Annotated in this window: 20 protein-coding genes, 1 tRNA gene and 1 pseudogene; 18 read left to right on the forward strand and 4 right to left on the reverse strand. The window is 65.8% G+C overall.

What is annotated here, in order from left to right:
* The first annotated feature begins 18 nt into the window (after nt 1-18).
* The 8 genes from FUT88_RS21410 to FUT88_RS21445 all read left to right on the forward strand — a co-directional run bounded on the left by FUT88_RS21410 (nt 19) and on the right by FUT88_RS21445 (nt 7,404).
* Nucleotides 19-441: a tripartite tricarboxylate transporter TctB family protein gene (locus FUT88_RS21410; protein WP_261797246.1), complete on the forward strand. Its 423-nt coding sequence runs from the start codon at nt 19-21 to the stop codon at nt 439-441.
* Between the two features lie 19 nt (nt 442-460).
* Complete coding sequence (locus tag FUT88_RS21415) at nt 461-1,963, forward strand: tripartite tricarboxylate transporter permease (RefSeq protein ID WP_027677912.1); 1,503 nt, start codon at nt 461-463, stop codon at nt 1,961-1,963.
* A gap of 197 nt (nt 1,964-2,160) precedes the next feature.
* The gene (locus FUT88_RS21420) at nt 2,161-3,159 is read left to right on the forward strand and encodes a lipase family alpha/beta hydrolase (protein WP_147218162.1); all 999 of its coding nucleotides are present in this window, start codon (nt 2,161-2,163) and stop codon (nt 3,157-3,159) included.
* 53 nt (nt 3,160-3,212) lie between these two features.
* Nucleotides 3,213-4,262, forward strand: coding sequence for a lipase secretion chaperone (locus FUT88_RS21425; protein WP_147218166.1), 1,050 nt, complete (start codon nt 3,213-3,215; stop codon nt 4,260-4,262).
* Between the two features lie 62 nt (nt 4,263-4,324).
* The gene (locus FUT88_RS21430) at nt 4,325-6,076 is read left to right on the forward strand and encodes a glutamine--tRNA ligase/YqeY domain fusion protein (RefSeq protein ID WP_147218168.1); all 1,752 of its coding nucleotides are present in this window, start codon (nt 4,325-4,327) and stop codon (nt 6,074-6,076) included.
* 44 nt (nt 6,077-6,120) lie between these two features.
* A complete protein-coding gene (locus tag FUT88_RS21435; protein WP_147218171.1) occupies nt 6,121-6,684 on the forward strand; it encodes a YceI family protein in 564 nt (187 codons plus the stop codon).
* A 26-nt stretch (nt 6,685-6,710) separates the two neighbouring features.
* Complete coding sequence (locus FUT88_RS21440) at nt 6,711-6,932, forward strand: RNA-binding S4 domain-containing protein (protein WP_102064757.1); 222 nt, start codon at nt 6,711-6,713, stop codon at nt 6,930-6,932.
* 88 nt (nt 6,933-7,020) lie between these two features.
* Nucleotides 7,021-7,404 carry an MAPEG family protein gene (locus tag FUT88_RS21445; RefSeq protein WP_147218175.1) on the forward strand — a complete coding sequence of 128 codons (384 nt, stop codon included), beginning with the start codon at nt 7,021-7,023 and terminating at the stop codon, nt 7,402-7,404.
* 66 nt (nt 7,405-7,470) lie between these two features.
* Here FUT88_RS21445 and FUT88_RS21450 read toward each other — a convergent pair whose 3' ends face one another.
* Together FUT88_RS21450 and FUT88_RS21455 are read right to left on the reverse strand one after the other, a co-directional pair.
* A complete protein-coding gene (locus tag FUT88_RS21450; protein ID WP_147218178.1) occupies nt 7,471-8,793 on the reverse strand; it encodes a DUF3999 domain-containing protein in 1,323 nt (440 codons plus the stop codon).
* Nucleotides 8,790-11,663: a DUF2339 domain-containing protein gene (locus FUT88_RS21455; protein ID WP_147218180.1), complete on the reverse strand. Its 2,874-nt coding sequence runs from the start codon at nt 11,661-11,663 to the stop codon at nt 8,790-8,792. Before FUT88_RS21455 ends, FUT88_RS21450 begins: the two co-directional genes overlap by 4 nt.
* Before the next feature lie 172 nt (nt 11,664-11,835).
* Between FUT88_RS21455 and FUT88_RS21460 the strand changes: the two genes are divergently transcribed.
* The 5 genes from FUT88_RS21460 (at nt 11,836) to FUT88_RS21480 (ending at nt 14,611) form a co-directional block, all read left to right on the forward strand.
* Nucleotides 11,836-12,387: a YaeQ family protein gene (locus FUT88_RS21460; RefSeq protein ID WP_147218182.1), complete on the forward strand. Its 552-nt coding sequence runs from the start codon at nt 11,836-11,838 to the stop codon at nt 12,385-12,387.
* Between the two features lie 36 nt (nt 12,388-12,423).
* On the forward strand, nt 12,424-12,777 hold the full coding sequence (locus FUT88_RS21465) for an FKBP-type peptidyl-prolyl cis-trans isomerase (protein WP_004629425.1): 354 nt from the start codon (nt 12,424-12,426) through the stop codon (nt 12,775-12,777).
* A gap of 63 nt (nt 12,778-12,840) precedes the next feature.
* A tRNA-Cys gene (locus tag FUT88_RS21470) sits at nt 12,841-12,916 on the forward strand.
* 136 nt (nt 12,917-13,052) lie between these two features.
* Nucleotides 13,053-13,811 carry a gamma-glutamylcyclotransferase gene (locus tag FUT88_RS21475; protein ID WP_147218184.1) on the forward strand — a complete coding sequence of 253 codons (759 nt, stop codon included), beginning with the start codon at nt 13,053-13,055 and terminating at the stop codon, nt 13,809-13,811.
* 11 nt (nt 13,812-13,822) lie between these two features.
* On the forward strand, nt 13,823-14,611 hold the full coding sequence (locus tag FUT88_RS21480; RefSeq protein WP_147218187.1) for an ankyrin repeat domain-containing protein: 789 nt from the start codon (nt 13,823-13,825) through the stop codon (nt 14,609-14,611).
* 39 nt (nt 14,612-14,650) lie between these two features.
* Here FUT88_RS21480 and FUT88_RS21485 read toward each other — a convergent pair whose 3' ends face one another.
* Complete coding sequence (locus FUT88_RS21485; RefSeq protein WP_147218190.1) at nt 14,651-16,357, reverse strand: long-chain fatty acid--CoA ligase; 1,707 nt, start codon at nt 16,355-16,357, stop codon at nt 14,651-14,653.
* Between the two features lie 213 nt (nt 16,358-16,570).
* On the opposite strand from FUT88_RS21485, the gene trxA reads away from it, so the two are divergent.
* From trxA to FUT88_RS21505, 4 genes are all read left to right on the forward strand, one after another.
* Entirely contained in the window at nt 16,571-17,416 is an 846-nt protein-coding gene (gene trxA / locus FUT88_RS21490; RefSeq protein WP_147218193.1) for a thioredoxin, read from the forward strand.
* Between the two features lie 9 nt (nt 17,417-17,425).
* On the forward strand, nt 17,426-18,091 hold the full coding sequence (locus FUT88_RS21495) for a DsbA family protein (RefSeq protein ID WP_147218196.1): 666 nt from the start codon (nt 17,426-17,428) through the stop codon (nt 18,089-18,091).
* Between the two features lie 81 nt (nt 18,092-18,172).
* A complete protein-coding gene (locus FUT88_RS21500; protein ID WP_147218198.1) occupies nt 18,173-18,589 on the forward strand; it encodes a bacteriohemerythrin in 417 nt (138 codons plus the stop codon).
* Between the two features lie 97 nt (nt 18,590-18,686).
* Complete coding sequence (locus tag FUT88_RS21505; RefSeq protein ID WP_147218201.1) at nt 18,687-19,010, forward strand: thioredoxin family protein; 324 nt, start codon at nt 18,687-18,689, stop codon at nt 19,008-19,010.
* 12 nt (nt 19,011-19,022) lie between these two features.
* Here the strand turns inward: FUT88_RS21505 and tcdA are convergent, their stop codons facing one another.
* Nucleotides 19,023-19,925, reverse strand: a complete 903-nt coding sequence (tcdA, locus tag FUT88_RS21510) for a tRNA cyclic N6-threonylcarbamoyladenosine(37) synthase TcdA (protein ID WP_147218203.1) — start codon at nt 19,923-19,925, stop codon at nt 19,023-19,025.
* 81 nt (nt 19,926-20,006) lie between these two features.
* On the opposite strand from tcdA, the pseudogene FUT88_RS21515 reads away from it, so the two are divergent.
* Nucleotides 20,007-22,303, forward strand: a pseudogene (locus FUT88_RS21515) (AsmA family protein).
* Nucleotides 22,304-22,321: the final 18 nt, after the last annotated feature.

The following is a 22,321-nucleotide window of genomic DNA, read 5'->3' on the forward strand; positions in this document are numbered from 1 at the left end:
GACTTTGCATCCGGCATCATGTTCATCGTGGCCGGTGCGGCGTTTGCCATTCTGGCGCGCAGCTACCGCATGGGTACGGCGGGCAGCATGGGGCCGGGCTACTTCCCGTTCTGGCTGGGCGTGGTGCTCGTACTGCTGGGCGTGGTGGTGCTTGTGCAATCGCTGTCGCGCAAAGGCGTGATCGATCGCATTCCGCGCTGGGACGTCAAGACGCTGCTGTGGATTCTCGGCTCCGTGGTGCTGTTCGGGCTGTTGCTGCAACCGCTTGGGCTCGTCTTATCGATTGTGGTGCTCGTGCTGGTCTCCAGCATGGCGAGCCACGAATTCACCCTCAAGGGCGCCGCCGGGACCGCCCTCGCCATGGTCGTGATGAGCCTCGCGGCGTTCGTCTACGGGCTCAAGCTGCAGTTCCCGGTGTGGCCGGCCTTCATCGGCAATTGAGCGAGAGGCACACGACATCATGGACCTCTTCGCCAATCTCGCGCTCGGTTTCTCCACCGCGCTTTCCATCCAGAACCTGATCTACGCGTTCATCGGCTGCGTGCTCGGTACGTTGATCGGCGTGTTGCCGGGCCTGGGCCCCATCGCCACGATTGCGATGCTGCTGCCGGCCACGTACGCGCTGCCGCCGGTGGCCGCGCTCATCATGCTGGCCGGCATTTACTACGGCGCGCAGTACGGCGGCTCCACCACAGCCATCCTCGTCAACCTGCCGGGCGAATCGTCATCGGTAGTGACCACCATCGACGGCTACCAGATGGCGCGGCGCGGACGCGCGGGCGTGGCGCTGGCAACGGCCGGCCTGGGCTCGTTCTTCGCGGGCTGCGTGGCCACGCTGGTGCTGGCGGCATTTGCCACGCCGCTGTCCGAATTCGCGTTCAACTTCGGGCCGGCGGAATACTTTTCGCTGATGGTGCTGGGGCTGATCGGCGCGGTCGTGCTGGCGTCGGGCTCGCTCGTCAAGGCGATTGCGATGATCGTGCTGGGCCTGCTGCTCGGCCTCGTCGGCACCGATGTGAACTCGGGCACCGCGCGGTATTCGTTCGACGTGCCGGAGCTGGCTGACGGGCTGAACTTCGTGTCGGTGGCGATGGGCGTGTTCGGCTTTGCCGAGATCATCGCCAACCTCGAACAGAAGGAACACCGCGAAACCTTCGTCGAGCACGTCCGCAACCTGTGGCCCAGCCGCGAAGACTTCAAGCGGATGATCCCGGCGGTGCTGCGCGGCACGGCGCTCGGCTCGGTGCTGGGCATCCTGCCGGGCGGCGGCGCGACGCTGGCGTCGTTCGCGTCGTACTCGCTGGAGAAGAAGACCTCGAAGTATTCGAGCGAATTCGGCAAGGGCGCCATCGAGGGCGTGGCCGGCCCCGAATCGGCCAACAACGCGGCGGCGCAGACGTCGTTCATTCCGCTGCTCACGCTCGGCATTCCGCCCAACGCGGTGATGGCGCTGATGGTCGGTGCGATGACCATCCACAATATCCAGCCCGGCCCGCAGGTAATGACCAGCAACCCCGCGCTGTTCTGGGGCCTCATCGCCTCGATGTGGATCGGCAACCTGATGCTGATCGTGCTGAACCTGCCGATGATCGGCGTGTGGGTGCGCCTGCTGAAGGTGCCGTATCGTTTCCTGTATCCGGCCATTCTGGTGTTCTGCTGCATCGGCGTGTATTCGGTGTCGAACACGACGTTCGATATCTTCCAGACGGCGCTCTTCGGCTTGATCGGCTACATGTTCGTCAAGCTTCGCTGCGAACCGGCGCCCATGCTGCTCGGCTTCGTGCTCGGGCCGATGATGGAAGAGAACTTCCGCCGCGCGCTGCTGCTCTCGCGCGGGGATTTCTCTACGTTTGTGACGCGACCGCTGTCGCTGGGGCTGCTGATTGCGGCAGGCATCCTCGTCTTGCTGGTGGCGCTGCCCGCCATCAACAGAAAACGCGAGGAAGCGTTTCAAGAGGAATAGGAACAAGAACGGCGACGTTGCTGCATCGCACCCTACTCAACCGGAGGCTCGCCCTCCGGTTTTTGTTTGCGCACGCGGCAGCGCAGCATTAGAGCCAAACCTCCACTTCAGTTGACGTCGGACACGGCGCTTCGGATAACGGAGGGCGATCGGCCCAAAGAGGTCGACCACCTATCCAATGTCCAGGAGACAACCGAATGACACAGACTTCCCTGCTCCATGCCCTGTATGGATCAGCGCGCAGCTTTCTGCGCACACACGCTGCGGCCGCCGTCTTGGCCACATCCATGCTCACTTTGGGTGCCGCCGCACCCGCCCAAGCCGCCAGTACCTATGCCGCAACGAAGTACCCGATCGTGCTGGTGCATGGCCTGTCCGGCACCAGCAAGTTCCTCGGCGTGGTCGACTACTGGTACCAGATCCCTGAAGACCTGCGCGCCAATGGCGCCAATGTCTACGTGGCCGACGTGTCGGCCTTCAACGATGAAACGGTTCGCGGCGAACAGCTCGTCAGCCAGATCCGCAGCGTGCTCGCCACCACGGGCGCGGCCAAGGTCAATCTGATCGGGCACAGCCAGGGCGGACTGACCTCGCGCTACGCCGCGGCCGTCGTGCCAAACCTCGTGGCCTCCGTCACGACCATCGGCACACCCCACAAGGGTTCGGAGTTTGCGGATTTCGTGGAGTCGACACCGGCCCCGTTTCAAGCGCTCGTGAACCTCGGCGCTGATGTATTCGGCTCGGTGCTCGGCTGGTTCAACGGCAACAGCAATCCGCAGAATGGTTTTGCGGCGCTGCATATCCTGTCGACGTCGGGCGCGGCCGATTTCAACAAGGCGTTCCCCAGCGCGGGCCTCGCCAGCGGATGCAACACCGGCAGCGCCACCGACGTGCGCAACGGCAACGTGCAGAAGCTGTATTCGTGGACGGGCCGCTCCACCGCCACCAACGTGCTCGACCTGTTCGATCCGGTGCTCGTTTTCAGCGGCGGCGTCATGCAGGCGCGCGGCTCGGGAACCAACGACGGGCTCGTCTCCGTGTGCAGCGCGAAGTTCGGGCAGGTCTTGTCGACGGACTACGCATGGAATCACCTGGATGAGGTCAACCAGCTGCTCGGCCTGATCGGCTGGGGCGCGGCCGACCCGGTCGCGGTGATCCGCACGCAGGCCAATCGACTGAAGACGGCCGGTCTCTGACCATCCGGCCATTCGACCACCCGACCACCCGACCACCCAAGGCATTCGCCACCATGAAGCGCCAATCGCCATCGATACAACCCATGACGTTTGTTGTCGCCGTGCTGGTGGCGGTGTCGGTCGCGGGCGGGGTCTACTGGTGGCATGCGTCGGACGCGCCTGACGCGCCCATGGCGCAGCCGCAGGCGGCCAAGGGCGCCTTCATCGGCAGTGTCGGCGCCGAACCTTCGGCACAGGCCGCGCCTGCACCGGAGCTGACCGATACCCAGGCGCCGGACGGCCTGCATGTGGATGCGCGCGGCCACCTCATCGTCGAAGCCGCCAATCGCGCAGTGTTCGACTACTTCCTCGACGTGCCCGCCTCGTTGCCCGAGGCGCAGCGTGTGTCGATGGCCGAGGCCCATTTGCGCGCCAAGCTGATCACGCCGGCGCTGGCGGAGGCGCAATCGCTGCTGCAGCACTACCTGGCCTATCGCAAGGCAGCGGCTGCGAACGGAACAGCCACCCGCAACAAGCCGAGCCTCGAACAGGTCCAGCAGCGCCCCGAGTTGATCGCCACGCTGCGCCAGCAGTTGAGCGACCGTACCGCGCTGCGCCGCCAATACCTTGGCGCGGACGTCGCCCAAGCCTGGTATGGCGATGACGACGCCATGGACGCCGCCGCGCTCGACCGCCTCGCTGTGATGGCCGACCCGTCGCTCACGCCGGAACAGCGCGCTGCCAGGATCGCCGCCATCGACGCCAATCTCCCGCCATCGGTACAGCAGGCGCGCCGCGACGCCTCCGCCCCGCTCAAGCTCGCCAGCGACATGGAAACATGGACCAAGCAGGGCATGAGCGAAACCGAGATGCGCCAGCGCCTGTCCGCCCGCGGCGTGGACAGCCTCGTGGCCGACCGCCTGATCCAGGGCAACCGCGAAGAAGCCGACTGGCGCAACCGCTACGACGCCTACACCCGTGAACGCGATCGCATCAACGCCTTTGCCGGCCTGTCGGAGGCCGATCGGGCAGCCCAAATCGCGCAACTGCGTCAGCAGACCTTCACCGCCTCGAATGAGCTGTTGCGCGCACAGGCGCTCGACGGTCTGGCCCAGCGCAAATAGCGTCCGGGGGCGTAAACCGCCCGGCACGGTAAAATCGCGGGATTGCCGAATCACGCACTCCCATGAGCCAAGACAACGCCAACGCCAACGGGTCGACCGCTGCCGCCCCCACGTCCAATTTCCTGCGCCAGATCATTGACGGCGACCTCACGCAAGGCACCTACGCCAATCGCAAGGACGCCACCGGCCAGCCGATCCCGCCGGTGGTCACCCGCTTTCCGCCGGAGCCCAACGGCTACCTGCACATTGGTCACGCCAAGAGCATCTGGGTGAACTTCGGCATGGCCAAGGATTACAACGGCCGCTGCCACCTGCGTTTTGACGACACGAACCCGGTCAAGGAAGACACCGAGTACGTCGATTCCATCATCGACGCGGTGCACTGGCTCGGCTATTCGTGGAGCGATGCCAGCGGCGAACATCTGTACTACGCCAGCGACTACTTCGAGCAACTCTACGGCTTTGCCGAGGTGCTGATCCAGCGCGGCGTGGCCTACGTCGACAGCCAGAGCGCCGAGCAGATCGCCGCCAACCGGGGCGATTTCACCAGGCCGGGCACGCCGTCGCCGTTCCGTGACCGCTCGGTCGACGAGAACCTCACGCTGTTCCGCGACATGCGCGCCGGCAAGTACAAGGACGGCGAGCACGTGCTGCGCGCCAAGATCGACATGGCCGCGCCGAACATCGTGATGCGCGACCCGGTGCTGTACCGCATCCGCCATGCGCATCACCATCGCACCGGCGACGCATGGTGCATCTACCCGATGTACGACTTCACGCATTGCATTTCCGATGCGTTGGAGAACATCACGCATTCGCTCTGCACGCTGGAGTTCGAAAACAACCGCCCGCTGTACGACTGGGTGCTCGACCACCTGCGCGACGCCGGCGTGCTATCTGCCCCCCTGCCGCATCAATACGAATTCGCACGTCTGCACCTGACCTACGCCATCACCAGCAAGCGCAAGCTGCTGCAGCTCGTGACGGAAAAGCGCGTCGACGGCTGGGACGACCCGCGCATGCCGACGCTCGTTGGCATCCGCCGCCGCGGCTATACGCCGGAATCGATCCAGCTCTTCTGCGAGCGCGTGGGCGTGTCCAAGGCCGACAGCTGGATCGACATGAGCATCCTGGAAGGCGCCGTGCGCGACGACCTCGATGCGCGTGCGCCGCGTTCGGTGGCCGTGCTGGACCCGGTCAAGCTGGTGCTCGACAACGTGCCGGCCGATTTCAACGAGCCGTGCTCGGCGCCCGTGCACCCCAAGCAGCCTGAACTCGGCCGCCGCGAATTCCCCCTCACGCGCGAGCTGTGGATCGAGCGCGAGGACTTTACCGAGACGCCGCCCAAGGGCTACTTCCGCCTCTTCCCGGGCAACAAGGTGCGCCTGCGCTACGGCTATGTGATCGAATGCACCGGTTGCGACAAGGATGCCGCCGGCAACATCACCGCCGTGCACGCCAACATCATTCCGGACACGAAGAGTGGCACGCCGGGTGCTGACAGCGTCAAGGTGAAGGGCAACATCCATTGGGTGAGCGCCGCACATGCGTTGGAAGCCGAAGTGCGCCTGTACGACCGCCTCTTCAGCGACCCGCAGCCGGATTCGGGCGACAAGAACTTCCTGGATGCGCTCAACCCGCACTCCAAGAAGATCGTCACGGCCTACCTGGAGCCGACGCTCGCAACGGCCAAGGCGGAAGACCGCTTCCAGTTCGAGCGCCATGGCTACTTCGTGGCAGACCGCATCGACTCGCAACCGGGCAAGCCCGTGTTCAACCGCGTGGTCGGCCTGAAGGACAGCTGGGGCAAGTAAGCACGGGCCCATGCACGCCATGGGCCTCTGACAACGGAGGCATCATGCGTGCGTGGATCCTATTGCTGGCGGGGCTGCTTTGTGCTCCCGCCTTCGCCGCCTCATTCGCGCCGGACCTGGCGCACACGTCGGTCACCTTCGGCGCATCGCATTTCGATCGCAGCACGATGCGCGGCCGTTTCGACAAGATCGACGGCGCCATCAACTTCGATGAAAGCACCCGCCAGGGCGGCTTCGATTTCACCGTCGACGCCGACTCCATCAACACGCGCCTGCGCGTGCTGGACGGCGTGCTGAAATCCGAACAGTTTCTCGACGCTGCGAAGTTTCCGGTCATCCGCCTGCGCAGCGACCGCTTTGTCGTGGAAGGCGGCAAGCTCGTCGCCATTGAGGCCAATCTGACGCTGCATGGCGTAACGCAGCCTGTGCGGCTGGACGTACGCCGCTTCAGTTGCGGCGACGAAAAGATGCCCGGCAGCACGCGCCACGTCTGCGGCGGTGATTTCCACCTCGCCATTGCCCGCAGCGCCTTCGGCATGACGCGCTTCCTGCCCGATGTGGGCGACCGCGTCGATATCGACATCAGCGTGGAAGCCACGCCTCAATAAACTCGCAATCACCCCGCAATCCATTCATGCCCAATATCGATTTCGCCCTGACCACCGAATACATCGAGCTGCACAAGCTGCTCAAGCTCACGGGCGTGGTCGACAGCGGCGGCGCCGGCAAGGCCGTTGTCGCCGACGGAGCGGTCACGGTCGACGGCCAGCCGGAACTGCGCAAGACCGCCAAGATTCGCGCGGGCCAGGTGGTCATGCTCGGTGATGTGCGCATTGCCGTGCACGGAATCGACTAACCCATCGACTCACGCCTCAGGTGTTTGAAAACGCACCTTGTGCTACGGTGCGGCACCTTCACACCCATTCCCATCCAGGAGACTGACCATGCCGATCGCCCTCTGGTGCGTTCTGGTGGCTGCAGTGTTGCCGATCGTGTGCGTCGGCATCGCCAAGGCCAAAGGCCCGCGGTACGACAATCGCAATCCGCGCGCGTGGCTCGCGGAGCAAACCGGCGTCGCGGGCCGTGCCGCAGCCGCACAGCAGAACCACTTTGAAGCGTTCCCGTTCTTTGCGGTGGCCGTGCTGGTGGCCATCCTGGGCGGCGGCGTGATCGACCGCATCAACCTGCTGGCCATCGCATTTATCGTGGTGCGCGTGCTGTACACGGTGTGCTATCTCGCCAGCTGGGCGCCGCTGCGTTCACTGATGTGGTTTGCAGGCTTTGCCCTGTGCGTTGCGCTGTTTGTCCAACCGGCCTTCGTGCACTGAGCGGACGCTCTGCCCACCCAAAAAAAACGGCGCCCAGGTGGCGCCGTTTTCTTTGAGCGATGGGGATTACGTTGACGCATCCGGCGGCACGGCCGGCGCGCGGAACAACCGCCAGGCCATGCCGCCCAGCACTGCCACCGCGGCCAACAGCGCGCCCCACAGCACCCACTGCCGCTTGCGGCCACCCGGCGGCTCCGCCGTGAGCGCGTCGGCAGGCGAATCGCTCATCGCGCCGATCTGTGCCTGCGCAATGGCGGGCGACGCACCCGCCAGCAAATCCGCGCGTGCGATCGGATTGCCGCGCGCCACTTCCGCCACCGCCAGCATGAACGGCACATTGCCGCGCGCCGCATAGGTGACCGTGGCCGGACGCCAGCCAATCGCCAACTGCGGCGCGCCGGCACCCAGGCCACCGCTGCGCGTGTCGACCTGCAGGCGCCAGTAGCGCTCGCCCGTGGCCGGCACGGTGATGGCCGCGTTCTCCTGCTCGCCCTTCCCGTCCGCCCCAGCCAGCCGGAACAGGCGCGCAGACGTCACGGGCCGCCACGTCGCCTGGGCATCGGCACGCGCGTACAGCGTGGCCTGCGCGACGGTGTTGGCCTGCGGCAGATGGATCTTCACGCGTTCGACCGGGAACACGCCGCCGGTATCAAACTGGTAATCGCCGGCAGTGGGCGTCTGCACCGGCGTCAGGCCGGAGCGCCACTGAATGGCGCTGTCCGCCAACGCGACCGGCGCGCCGGCGGCCACCTCCGCACGGACGGCGTCCGGCGCGGGCGGTTTGCCCTGCCACGTCAGGCGCAGGTATTTCGCCCGCAGCCCGGTGAACTCGATGCGATCCTGCACCAGCGTGCTGCCCTGGTTGGAGAGGCGGAACAGCGTGGCCTGGGCGACCGGGCTCCAGTGCTGCAAGTCATCGCTCGCCTGCACGCTCACGCCGCTCTGGAATTCCGCAGCGGGCAGCGCCACGACCAGCGCGGTCACCGTGTCACGAAGCTGGCTGAGGTCGACCACCCATGCGCGTACAGACGCCTGTGATGGCTGCACGCCGGTTGCACGCAGCACGCCGTCGGTGCCGAGCACGACACCGGCGGCGCCGGGCGTCTGCGCATCATCGATGGGCGTGGCAAACCAGTGCACGTCGTGCAGCGTGCGCGCCTGCGGCGCGGGATCACGCGGGATGTCGACGGTGAACGGCACGGGCTCGCCGTCGCCATTGAGGATGCGCAGGTCGGCCAGATTGGCCTCGTGCGCATGGGCATAGACGTCTTCGCTGAGCGTGACGGCGTAGTACGGGGCGCCGGGCGTGCCGGTCAACGCAAAGCGCTCGGCCCAGGCCGGTGCAGACAACAGCGACGCCACGGCCATCGCAAAAGCAACCTTCTTCACAGAACCTCCCCGGTTTCAGCTTGGGCGCTGGTTTTGGGCTTTGGCGGCAACGGCGACAGATAGCCGATCAACAACAGCAGCACGCCAATCCCGATAAACGACACGATGCGCTCGACACCCGTGACGCGTGACAGGTCGAACAGGAACAGCTTGACCACCGTCACGCCCAGCAATGCCCCGCCGGTAAACCACAGCGCGCGGCTGGCACGCCGCGTGGCAAACACCATCACCGCCAACGCCAGCACCGTCCAGAACATCGACAGCGACGCCTGCACCAGCATCGAGGCACCGAGATCGTCGAGCGTGTATGGCACATGCGCCCAATGGTGCAGCGTGCGCAGCAGCACCGCGTTGGCCCAGATAAAGAGCGTCGCGCCGACGGCGTAGCCGATCACCATCGGCTCGGGCACGAGCTTCTGCAGAGCCACGCGACGCATCCACAGCGCGATGGCAAGGAACACCAGCAGTTGCGCCACGTCCAGCGGGTTGAGAATCGGCAGGTAGAACAGCGGCGCGGCATTGCCGTCGCTGGCGGCGCTCGCCAGGCTCCACAGCCACAGCAGGGCCGCCAGTGGTGCGGCGCCCCACAGCAGGTAGGCGCGCTCGAAACGGGCGATCGGCCAGCGGATGCGCCAGCCTGCGCCTGCCAGCAGGGCAAGCAACGCGCCGTAGGCATAGGCCCAGGCGGCGAAGCTCCACGTGCCCTCAGGCACGTAGGCGTCGAGGCGCCAGTAGCCTTCCGTGGCCAGTACGCCGCAGATCAGCCAGAACAGCACGGTATGCAGCGGCGCGAGGAGGTTGTCTTTCACCTCGCGTTCCTGGCGGCGCAGCAGCACGAAGGCGAGCACCACGGCGGCAATCCACACCAGCCCGCCCCAGCCGGCGAGCGGTGACGGCACCCAATGTTCGATCGCAGCCAGTGAAATCAGCGCCAGTACCGGCGACAACGCCAGCGCGGGCCACTCGGCCAGTGCCCAATCGAGCTTGCGGCGCAGGCCGTGTGCAGCCCACGCCGTCAGCACGGCAAAGGCGGCGTACAGCGGAATGTCCGGCCGGTCGACGGTCTTGGTGGCGATGCGCCAGGCCCAGCGATCAATCTCGTTGCTGCCGCTGCCGAGCCACCACAGCAAGCCCCACACCGACGCAGCAATGCCGAGCACCGGCGCCGCCTTCAGCCACGCACGCGCCTCCGCCTTGCCGTGCAGGCGCCAGCCGCTGAAGACGCCCGCCAGCGCAATCAACACCCCGCCGATATAGCGGCTGTTGAGCACGGCCCAGCTGTGCTGCGGGGCCCAGTCGAATACGGCGTCCACGGCAAATGCGGCGCCCGCAGCGAGCTGCAGAAGCAGGCCCGCCGCCAGCGCGAGCCGCCGCTGCTGGCGCACGCCAAGCCACACCACGGCAGCGCCTTCCAGGGCCCACACCGCGCTGGTCGTGCGTCCATCGAAAGCCAGCGGAATCGCCAGCGTGATGAAGATCACGCCCAGCGCGAACATCGCCTCATACAGCAGGCCGAGATTCGCGCGCCGGGGCGCCAGCCAGCCCGCAATCGCCAGATAGAAGGCGGCCAGTGCGGTCGCGCTCCACGCCATCGCAAACGGAATGTGGTGCACCAGCCCCGCCTGCAACCCCATCGCCACCAGCGGCGTGCCGAACACCAGCGTGCCGTCAACGTAGTTGGTGAGGCTGATATGGCGGCGCAGCGCCGTCAGCAGCGCAATGCCCACATACATCAGGAAGAAGACGATCAGGAACGGCTCGGTGCTCGCCAGCAACGACGGCTGATAGCGCAGCACGCCCCACGCCGTGGCAATGCCAAACGTAAAGACGAAGCCGAGCAGATTCAGCGCCCGCCACGCCCGGAACCACGCAATGGCGAAGATGCCGGCGTTGAGCAGCGCGTAATAGCTGAACAGCGCCACGTGGCTGCCTTGGCCCGTCGAAATCAGAATCGGCGGGAGGAAGCCGCCTGCACTGCCCGTAAAAGCCAGCGCCGGCGCGTTCTGCTTGACGGCCAGCCCGGCGGCCAGCGCGCAAATCAGCACCAGCAGCGGAAACGCCATCCCCGGGCTGAGCAGCGGCACCACGCGCGTCGCGGCAAAGACCGTGAGGTACAGCACGCCGACCCCACCACCCTGAAGCACCAGCGCATAGCCCGGGCGCTTCTCGCGCAGGCGCCAGCCGATGCCCAGCAACGCGATCGCCCCGACCGCCACACCCGCCAGCCGGAATTCAACCGGCAGCAGGCTGTTGTCCGCCGCGTACTTGAGCAGGAATGCCACGCCGAAGAACAGGATCAGGATGCCGACCCGCACCACGCTGTTGCCGCCCAGCAGCCAGTCGCGCGCAGCGCCGACGGCGCGCTCGACCCAATCGGGCTCATGCGGTGCCAAGACGGGCGCGGGTTGCGCAGCAGGTTGAGGCATCGGCTGCGGAACCGCAACCTGCGGCGCAGGCGCGGACACGGGCACGGACACCGCAGGCGCCTCCACGGGCGGCAATGCCTCGGCCACGGCCGGTGGCACCTCTGCGGTTGCCTGCTCCACATCGGCAGGCGCGATGAAGGTTCCGCCTTTGATTTCAGCCATCTGCCGGCGCAGCAGCGAAACCTCGTGCTCAAGCTGCGCCACCCGTTCCTGCAGCGTGGCCGGCTGCGGCGGCATGGCAGCCTGCGCGGGCGCATGACTTTGCGCAGCGCCGGTCGCACCCGGCGCGTCGGGCGGACTGGCCCACTGCGCACTGGCCCGCTTGTCCATGTACAAGATCAGCGATGCCAGTCCCAGACCGATCAACGCCCCAAAGAACGCCCCGACGACGCCCCCCGACAGGCCCCCGAGCAACAGCCCCACGATTCCGAATATCCAACGCATCGTTCTGATTGTCCTGGTTTGGATAGGAAAAACATGCGCCGACTAGCGCACGCACCGCTCGTATACCGCAAACAGCCGCCGTTGGGAATGCGCCCGGCCGATGCCGTCAGCTTCATCGGCCCGTGCGACAATGCGCGCTTTGCCAAAAACGGCCCATCCGCCGACCACCCGCATGGCCCTGAAATCCACGATCTACAAGGTCGATCTGCAGATCGCCGACATGGATCGCCACTACTACGCCAACCACGCGCTGACCGTTGCCCGCCACCCGAGCGAGAACGACGAACGCATGATGGTGCGCGTGCTCGCCTTCGCCCGCCACGCCAGCGAAACACTCGTTTTCACGCGCGGTCTGTCGGAGCCCGACGAGCCCGAACTCTGGCAGCGCGATCTGACCGACGCCATCGAGCTGTGGATCGACCTCGGCAACCCCGACGACACGCGCATCCGCAAGGCGAGCAACCGCGCGGAGCAGGTCGCCGTCTATACATATAGCGGCAACGCCAGCCGCGTGTGGTGGCAGCAGACCGAAAGCAAGATCACGCGCTTTGCCAACGTGTCGGTGTACGAAGTCGCGGCGGACACCGTGGCTGCGCTGGCCGCCATGGTGGAACGCACCATGCGTCTGCAGGTCACCATCCAGGACGGCGACATCTGGATCGCCAACGACGCGGACAACGTCCACGTCCAGCTTGAAACGCTCAAGGCCGCAGACGCTGCCTGAGTCTGTCTTCCCCCACGCCACTCCACGAGGCTCACCATGACCATCGAAACCACCGCAAGCGGCTTGCAATACGAAGATGTCGTCGTCGGCGACGGCGCGCAAGCCACAGCCGGCCAGTACGTCACCGTGCACTACACCGGCTGGCTCTATGAAAACGGCCAGGCCGGCAAGAAGTTCGATTCCAGCAAAGACCGTAACGACCCCTTCGCCTTCCACCTGGGCGGCGGCATGGTCATCAAGGGCTGGGACGAAGGCGTGCAAGGCATGAAGGTCGGCGGCACGCGCAAGCTGATCATCCCGGCAGCCCTCGGCTACGGCGCACGCGGCGCGGGCGGCGTGATCCCCCCGAACGCAACGTTGCTTTTTGAAGTCGACCTGCTGGAAGTCTGATCCTGCGCTAGAATCCGCCCCGGCTTGCGATGCGTCACCCGGCGCATCGCAGCCGCCTCCCCAGGCGGGGTGGCAGAGTGGTCAATGCTGCGGCTTGCAAAGCCGTATAAGACGGTTCAATTCCGATCCCCCGCCTCCAGTTTTTCGGCTCCGCATGCTTCACCGTTGCGGCCGCGCCATAGTCAGACGCCCCCCAAGCCTCGCAACGCCCTGTTTCCGGGCCATCGGCCGTCCACCCGCGTGACCACTCGTAACGATTGCTCTATGCTTGCGACATGGCCGTCACCCGAGAGGATCTCGAACAGAACCGGTTGCGCGCCGCCCTGGGTGATTCGCCCGTCGCGTCGTCGTTGCTGACCGAGGCTGCGCTGGAAGCGTCGCTTGCATCGACGCTCGCGCGGTTGTCGGCCGCGCCCGGCGATTGCCAGGACGCCTGGGTGTTCGGCTACGGCTCCCTCATCTGGAACCCGATGATCTTTCACACCGAGGCCGCACGCGCCACGGTGCACGGCTATCACCGCGGCTTCTATCTCTACTCCCGCATCAACCGCGGCACCTGGGACAACCCGGGGCTCGTACTCGGCCTCGACCGTGGCGGCAGCTGCCGTGGGGTCGCCTTCCGCGTACCGCGCGACCATGCCGAGCATGAATTCCGCGTGCTCTGGCGCCGCGAAATGCTGACCGGCGCGTACCTCCCTCGGTGGCTGCCGACCGAAATCAACGGCAAACGCGTCCTGGCGCTCGCCTTCGTCATGAACCGAGCGCACGAAGCCTATGCCGGCCGCCTGCCCGACGAGCGCGTGGTCGGCTGCCTGCGGAACGCGGTCGGGCTGTACGGCCCGGCACGTGAATACCTGCAGCGCACGCTGATCGGCCTGGCCAGCAACGGGCTGCACGACCCGTATCTGGACCGCCTGTGGTCGCGCCTTCAGGCGACCGACGCGGCAAACGCCCCCTCCGTCACAACCAACGCAACAGACGCAACGGACGCAACCGACACCGCGCCGCTGCCCGATCCCTATCTCAGCGCCTGAACCCGCCCGCCATGCTCATCGCTCCGCATCCCGCGCTCAACCAGCTCATCGGCGTCATGCTGGGGATGGCACTGGCTGTGGGCGACATGGCCAATGCGTGGCAGGAGCAGCATCTGCCGATCCTGCATGTCGCGGCCAGCGCCAAGGTGGCCCCCGGCACGGCACGCACGCCCGACGCACGCCCCGTCCGCCGCAGCGACCCTGCCACGCGTGACCGCGACCTGATCCTCGCCGCACAGGCCGGCAACACGATGGCCATCCAGGCGTTGCTGGCTGAAGGCGCCAGCCTCAAGGCGCGCGACGCCGATGGCCGCACGGCACTCATCGCCGCCGTCATGGCGCACATGGGTGCGGCGGCACGCCTGCTCATCCAGGCCGGCGCCGACGTCAACGTGCAGGACAACACGCAGAACAGCGCCTTCCTGCTCGCTGCCAGCCAGGGCGATGCGGAAACGGTGCGCCTGGCGCTCTCGCACGGCGCCAACCTGCGCGCCACCAACGCTGACGGCGACACGGCGCTGATCCCGGCCGCGCGCCGTGGCTATGTCGAAGTCGTCAATGAACTCGTGAAGGCCGGCGTACCGCCCGATGCCACCAACAACCTGGGCCTGACCGCGCTGATCGAAGCCGTGGCCCTGGGCGACGGCAGCGACAAATACGAGAAGACCGTGCAGCTGCTGCTCGACGGCGGAGCGGACCCGAACCTGGCCGACCGCGGTGGCGTCACGCCGATGCGGCATGCGCGTCAGCGGGGTTTCCACGGCATCGGCGCACTGCTCTTCAAGGCGCGCGGGCATTGAAAAAGGGGCCACTCAGGCCCCTTTCTCTTGCTGCGTTCTTTAAGCAGCGGCCGGTTTCTCGGCTGCTTCATTCCTTGCGTTTTCCTGCTCCTGCAGCGTGCGCCACATCACCTTGCCCGTGCCGGACTTGGGCAGCGCATCCACAAACTCGACCACGCGCGGGTACTTGTAGGCCGCCATGTTGTCGCGCGCCCAGTTGATGATGTCGTCTTCGGTGGTCTTGCCCTTGGCATGGGCCTTGAGCACCACCACGGCCTTGACCGACTCGCCGCGATACGCGTCGCGCGTGCCGATGATGCAGGCCTCCTGCACGTCGGGATGCTTGTACAGCAGGCTCTCCACCTCGGCCGGCCACACCTTGAAGCCCGACGCGTTGATCATGCGTTTCAGCCGGTCGGTGAGGAAGAAATAGCCCTCTTCGTCCATCTTGCCGAGGTCGCCCGTGCGGAAGAACTTCTTGCCTTCGAATTCGATGAAGACCTCGGCAGTCGCCTGAGGCTTGCCCCAGTAGCCGAGGAACACCTGCGGGCCGCTGACAATGATTTCGCCCACCTCGCCCGGGGGCAACTCCTTGAGCGTCTGCGGATCGACGATGCGCGCATCGGTGTTGAACACGGGAATGCCGAGGCACTGCTGCTTGGCGCGATCGGCCGGATTGCTGTGCGTCGGCGCGATGGTTTCCGAGAGGCCGTAGCCTTCCTGGTACGCGAGGTTGAAATCCTTCAGCAGGCGCTCGGCCACAGCCTGGGGCATCGCGGCGCCGCCGCCGCCGATGTAGGCAAGGCTCGACAGGTCGAACTCCGCCAGTTGGGGGCTCGCCAGGAAGTCGATCACCATGGTCGGGATGTTCGTCCAATGCGTGACTTTGTAGCGCGAGATCAGCCGCCCCGCCACCTCACGATCCCAGCGCGGCAGCATCACGACCGTGGAACCCATGTAGATCGGCGCATTCATGCCGTACTGCATGCCGGTCACATGGAACAACGGGATGATCGACAGGCTCACGCCCTCCTTCGTCCCGTTCGACCACATCGAACCGCCGACGATGTTGTGCATCACCGTGCGGTGCGGGTGCATGCAGCCCTTCGGGAAACCCGTCGTGCCCGACGTGTATGGCATCACGGCCAGGTCGTCGGGTCCAGCGGTGTGCGGGCCCGGCACGAGGCGCTGCGCGAGTGCGTCGTTCCACGCAACCGCGCCGGGCTGCGCCGGATGCTGCGCGGTGATCCACGCGGGGGGCGCGTCTTCGGGATATTCGTAGGTGGCCGGCAGCGCATCGGCGTACGACGTGACCAGCAGGTGCCTGGTGCGTTGCGCTTCCGGCAGATCGGCGTTGGCCGCGGTCACGTTGACTGCCAGATCTGCGCTGCAGATGACCGTGGCAGCGCCTGCATCCGTGATGTAGTGCTTGAACTCTTCGGGCCGGTTCATCGGGTTGACCGGCACGACCACCGCGTCGGCGCGCAGGATGCCGTAGTACGCGGCCATGAACTGCGGACAGTTCTGCATGTACAGCAGCACCCGGTCGCCCTTCTGCACGCCCGCCACCTGCTGCAGCCAGCCCGCCACGGCGACTGCATCGTCATGCAGTTCCTGGAATGTCGTGTGCCGACCGTAGAAGATGACGGCATCCTTGTCCGGATAGCGTCGGGCGGACACTTCCAGGTTGTACCAAAGGCTCGTTTGCGGCGAGCTGATGTTGTGCGGCAAACGGCGGGGCCAGAACTGGAAGTGCGGTCGTGTCATGCCATGTCTCCATGAATCTGTGTGTTGTTTTTACCGGATGGTATCCGAACGATCGTTCTATTTTCAACCGTTGCTCTGACATACGTTATTTGCAGCTGGCGGGCGGACAGCAGACCGCTTCGAAACGGCCCGCCCCACCCACAAGTAAAATGCCTGATACCTCTCGCCGGCGGATGTGCCGGCGCCATCTGCCCCCTCAGGAGAGCCCCGACGATGAGCGACATCACCTCGCAGAATTTCGCGCAGGAAGTGATCGAAACCTCTCGCCAGATCCCGGTATTGGTCGATTTCTGGGCACCATGGTGCGGCCCATGCCGCACATTGGGCCCGATGCTGGAAAAGCTGGAGGCCGAATACGCCGGTAAATGGAAGCTCGCCAAGATCAACTCGGACGAAAACCCCGAGCTGTCCGCCCAGTTCCATGTCCGCAGCATCCCGTACGTGGTGGCATTCGTGGACGGCAAGCCGGTCGACCAGTTCGTCTGCGTCCTGCCCGAACCACAATTGCGCGCGTTCCTCGACCGGGTGATTCCGCAACCCGCAGAAGTCGCCTATCGCGAAGGGCTGGCCGCAAGCCAGGCGGGCGAAACCACCCACGCGCGCGAAGCGTTCCAGAACGCCCTGGCCTTCGACCCCGGCTTCGACGCCGCGCGCTTTGCGCTGGTGAACCTGCTGCTCGACAGCGGCGACGTGCAGACCGCGCAGCAGGAGTTCGCGCTGCTCTCTCCCAAGGCGCCGCAAGACGAACGTTTTGCTCCGCTGCAAACGCGTCTGAGCGCCACAGAACGCGCCGATACGCTGCCCGATGCCGGCGCCCTTCGCGCTCTCGTGGATGCGGAGCCGGACAACCTGCAGGCGCGGCTCGATCTGGCGCAGCAGTACATCGCGGGCCAGGATTACGAAGCGGCGCTGGAGCAACTGCTCGCCATCGTCGAGCGCGATCGCTCGTTCCGTGACGACGTTGCACGCAAGACGATGGTCTCGGTATTCGACATGATGCGCGACGCGCCGCAGGCGGTATCGCACTGGCGCAGGCAACTGGCGTCCAAACTGAATTGAGGAGCAGTCATGCGACTGATCTACGTAGCCGATCCGATGTGTTCCTGGTGCTACGGCTTCGGCCCGCAATTGGCCGACCTGCGCAAGCGGCTGGCCGACACGCTGGGCGCGCAAGTGCCCGTCACGCTCATCACCGGCGGCCTGCGGCCGGGCCAGCGCGAGCCGATGGCGGCCGACAAGCGCGACGAAATCCTCCACCACTGGCATGCCGTGGCCGAGCGCAGCGGCATGCCGTTCGATCAGTCGCCCGAAGTGGCCATGCGCCGCGAAGGCTTCGTCTACGACACCGAGCCCGCCTGCCGCGCCGTCGTCATGGCGCGCGAACACTGGGCCGAGGACGATGAACGCGTGCTGACCGTCTTTCACGCGATCCAGCACGCCTTCTATGCCGCCGGCCGCGACACCACACAAGCCGACGTACTGCGCGACGTTGCGCTCGCCAATGGCGTCGAGGCGGACCACTTCGATGCCGTATTCGACACGGATGCGCTGCGCAACGAAACACGCGAAGACTTCCGCCTCTCCCGCCGTTGGGGCATCAACGGCTTCCCCAGCCTGCTGGCCGAGCAAGGCGGCACGCTGTACCAGATCGGGCGTGGCTACGCGCCATCGGTGGCGCTCTATGCGCGGGCGGTGGAAGTGCTGCAGCAGCATCCCGCCCCGGACGCCGGCTAACAGGTTTGCCCGTCGTCAAACTGCGGCGCGGTGTGCCTCGCTTAAGCTGATCGCTTCGCCCATCCAATTTCCCAGCCCGCCATGCCCGTGATCGAATGGTCGGAAGCGCTCCAACTCGGGGACGCCGCCACCGACGCCAACCACGCCGAATTCTGTGCGTTGCTGAACGCCGTTGCCGATGCTTCGGACGCCGAATTCATCCCCGCGCTCGATGCATTCATCGACCACACCGAGCATCATTTCGGCGAAGAGAATGCATGGATGGACGAATCGGATTTTCCCCCGCGCCACTGCCACCGCGGCGAACACGACAATGTGCTCGCGCTGTGCCGCGAAGTGCGCAAGCGCGCCGCTGCAGGGGAAATGGAGCTGGGCCGCCGCCTGGTGGCGGAATTGCCTGAGTGGTTCGCCCAGCATGTCGACGTGATGGACCGCATGATGACGACGTATCTGGCGCAAACGGGCAACCCAATGCGCAACATCGAGCACGTCGACTGAACGCGGGTTGTGGACCGGCGGTCCGCTGGCTAGAGTCGAAGTGGCCCTGCCCGCAGGCCTTCGTTGCGCGGGCGTCCACTCCACCCTGGGAGCGCCCATGAAGACCGTCAACGATGCCTCGTTTCAATCCGATGTGATCGACGCCTCGCAACGCAACCCGGTGGTGGTGTGCTTTGCCGCGGAGTGGAGCCACCCGAGCCAGTCCGCCGTGGCCAGCCTTGAACAGATGGAATCGAGCTACGCAGGACGCGCCACCTTCGTCACCATGGACTTCGACGAAAACCAGCACACCGCCGATCGATACGGCGTGTCGGTCATGCCTGGTTTTGTGGTCTTTGCCAACAGCCAGCCGCGAGACGGATGGTCGGGCGTACACGCCGACACCATCCGCGAGAAGCTGGATCAGGTCATCCCGCGATAAGGCAGCACGCTGTCACACGCCGGCGATCGCGCGCAGCGCCGTTGATGCGGCCACCATCCCGAACACCGCCGTCACGCATACGGACGAACCAAACCCCGCGCATGCCAAGCCCTGCGGCCCCTGCGCAGGCTGTGGCGCGGGCGGCGCGTTGACCACGGCAATGTCGCCCGCCGCTGCAAGGTCGTCGATGCCGGCGTGGCTCGACTCGACCGGCAACTCGACAGCGCACGCCTGCTGCTCAGGTTCGGGATAGCGCAGCGGCTCGTCGGAGAACACCGCGTCGATACCGAAACGCGACTTCGGGTTCTTCGAAAAGCCGTGCTGGCGACGCAGGTTGCCGCGCACCTTGGCCAGCAGCGGGTCTTGAATCGTGCGCGAGAGGTCGGTCACGCGAATGCGCGTCGGGTCCAGCTGACCACCGGCAGCGCCGCATGTCACGACGCGTTTGCCGGTGCGTTTGCAGAACGCGATGATCGCCGTCTTCACCTTCACTGCGTCGATGGCGTCGATCACGTAGTCGAACGGGTGGCCAAGCAATGCCTCGACGTTTTCGACGGTCACGAAATCGTCGATGCGGCTGATTTCGGCGCGCGGATTGATCTGGAGGATGCGCTCGGCCATGGCGTCGACCTTGGCCATGCCATACGCGTCACCCAACGCATGGATCTGGCGGTTGGTGTTCGACACGGCAATGTGATCGAGGTCGATCAGCGTGAACTTGCCGACACCGCAGCGCGCCACCGCCTCAGCCACCCACGATCCGACACCGCCGATGCCGATCACGCACACGTGCGCCGCCGCAAAGCGCTCAAGCGCCTGCGGACCATACAGCCGGGCGACACCGCCAAACCGGCGTGCGTATTCGTCATCGAGGAGGGGCGGGTGCGCGGGCGCGCTGATTGCTACTTGGCTCATGACACAATTGAATCGTGGTTGCGCCGAACTATATATCAACGCGTGCGGTCGCATTTTTGTGCCAATACCAACAAAAACACGATGCGTACATCCGGCAAACTCGCCCTCGGACTGGTCATCACACCCGTCGTCATCGTGGCAGCGGCGGTCATCTTTGTGCTGACGTTCGACTGGAACCGCGCGAGGCCCTATCTGAATGACCGCGTCTCGCAAGCCATCGGGCGCCCCTTTGCCATCAACGGCGATCTGATCCTCACGTGGAAGAAGCCTCAGGGCGAATCCGGCTGGCGCGCGTATGTGCCGTGGCCGCGATTGATCGCCAACGACATCACCGTCGGCAATCCGGACTGGGCCAAGCAACCGCACGTGGCCACCATCCGCCAGCTCACGTTTGTGCTGGAGGCGCTGCCGCTGCTGGCACATCGCATCGTCATCCCGAGCGTGACACTGGACACGCCCGCCATTGCGCTGGAGCGCGACAAGCAGAACCGCAACAACTGGACATTCAAGCTGGCGGGCAGCGAGAGCGACGACAACAAACCTTCGGATTGGAAACTGGATTTGCGGGAGATTGCATTCAGCAAGGGCTCGCTGGCGCTGGACGACGACATCAAGCGCATCCACCTGACCGCAACCATTGACACCGTCGACAATCAGGCGCTGTACACCGCGGCCAACGGCACCCTCGTCAAAAGCGCGGACCAGCCCGCCAAGGTGCCGGCTGCTTCGGGCGCAGCCGCTTCCGACACCGCAGCGCAAACACCGGTGGCGCCGGACCCCCAGCAGCCTTACGGCATCGCATGGACGGTCAAGGGCACCTACAACAACGCCGCCATTGCCGGCAGCGGCAAAGCCGGCGGCGTGCTGCGGCTGCAGGATGCACAACGGCCCTACCCTCTGCAGGCCGATGTGACAGTCGGCAAGACTCGCATCGACCTGGCTGGCACGCTCACCAACCCCGCCAGCCTGACGGCGCTCGATTTGCGCTTGCACCTGTCGGGCGCGAGCATGGCCCAGTTGTATCCGCTGACCGGCGTGGTGCTGCCCGATACGCCGCCGTTTGACACGCGGGGCCGCCTGATCGGCGAACTGCGCAAGCAAGGCTCGACGTGGCGCTACGAGAAATTCACGGGACGGGTGGGCGGCTCCGATCTGGGCGGCACGCTCACTTATGCGATGCGCGAGCCGCGTCCGCAATTGACGGGCGAACTGGTCTCGCATCAATTGCTGTTTGCTGACCTGGCGCCCATCATCGGTGCCGACTCCAACGCCAGCAAGGCCAAGCGGGCCGACCCGAGCGCCGATCCCGATGACAGCAAAACCGTGCGCCAGCCCGCCGACAAGGTCTTGCCGGTCGAGCCCTTCCGCACCGATCGCTGGAACGCCATCGACGCGGACGTGAAGTTCACCGGCGAGCGCATCGTCCAGACCGCCGAACTGCCGATCAACCACCTCGTCACGCACATCAAGCTGCAGGACGCAGTGCTCACGCTCGATCCGCTCAATTTTGGGATTGCGGGCGGCACGCTCACGTCCAACATCCAGCTCGACGGACACGCCACGCCGATGCAGGCCCGCGCGGCATTGGCGGCACGACACTTCAAGATCAAGCAACTGTTTCCGAAGATCGAATCGGTGCGCGCAAGCGTGGGTGAGATCAACGGCGATGCCCGGCTCTCGGCCACGGGCAACTCGGTGGCGGCGCTGCTCGGTTCGTCCAACGGCGAGGTGAAAATCCTGGTGGAACAAGGCACCATCAGCAAGTTCATCCTGGAGGCCATGGGGCTGAACGTCGGCAACGTGATCCTGACCAAGCTCTTCGGCGACAAGCAGGTCACGATCAACTGCGCGGCCGGGGACTTTGCCGTGAGCAACGGCCTGGCGCAGGCGCGCACGTTCGTGGTGGATACGCAGGATGCCGTCATCGATGTGACCGGCGCAACGAGCTTCAAGCAGGAAGCGCTGGACTTCACCATCCATCCCGATTCGAAGGGGCTCCGCGTGTTTTCGCTGCGCACGCCGCTGTATGTGAGGGGCACGTACAAGCACCCGGATGTGTCAGTCAATCCGGCGGTCGTGGCGCTGCGGGCAGGCGGAGCGGTGGCCCTGGCTCTGACGGCGCCGGTGGCGGCGGTACTGCCGGTGCTGGAACTCAAACCTGCACCGGAGAGCGCTTGCGGCAGGCTGCTTGCCGATGTTCGCCAACGCCCCACTGCGCGCCGCCAGGCCAGACGTATCGCAGCAAGAAGCCGGGGCGCACGCCCGAAGGCGAGCTGAAATCGACACAACCCGACGCGGGCAAGACGGCGGCGCCCCAGCGTCCTGCCGCCCGCCCCGCCGCACCCACGTCGCGCGATCCGCTGACCACCGGCGGCTGACCAGCCGCCGGCATCGTG

The sequence above is a fragment of the Ralstonia sp. TCR112 genome, assembly GCF_007997035.1.
Taxonomy (GTDB): domain Bacteria; phylum Pseudomonadota; class Gammaproteobacteria; order Burkholderiales; family Burkholderiaceae; genus Ralstonia; species Ralstonia edaphi.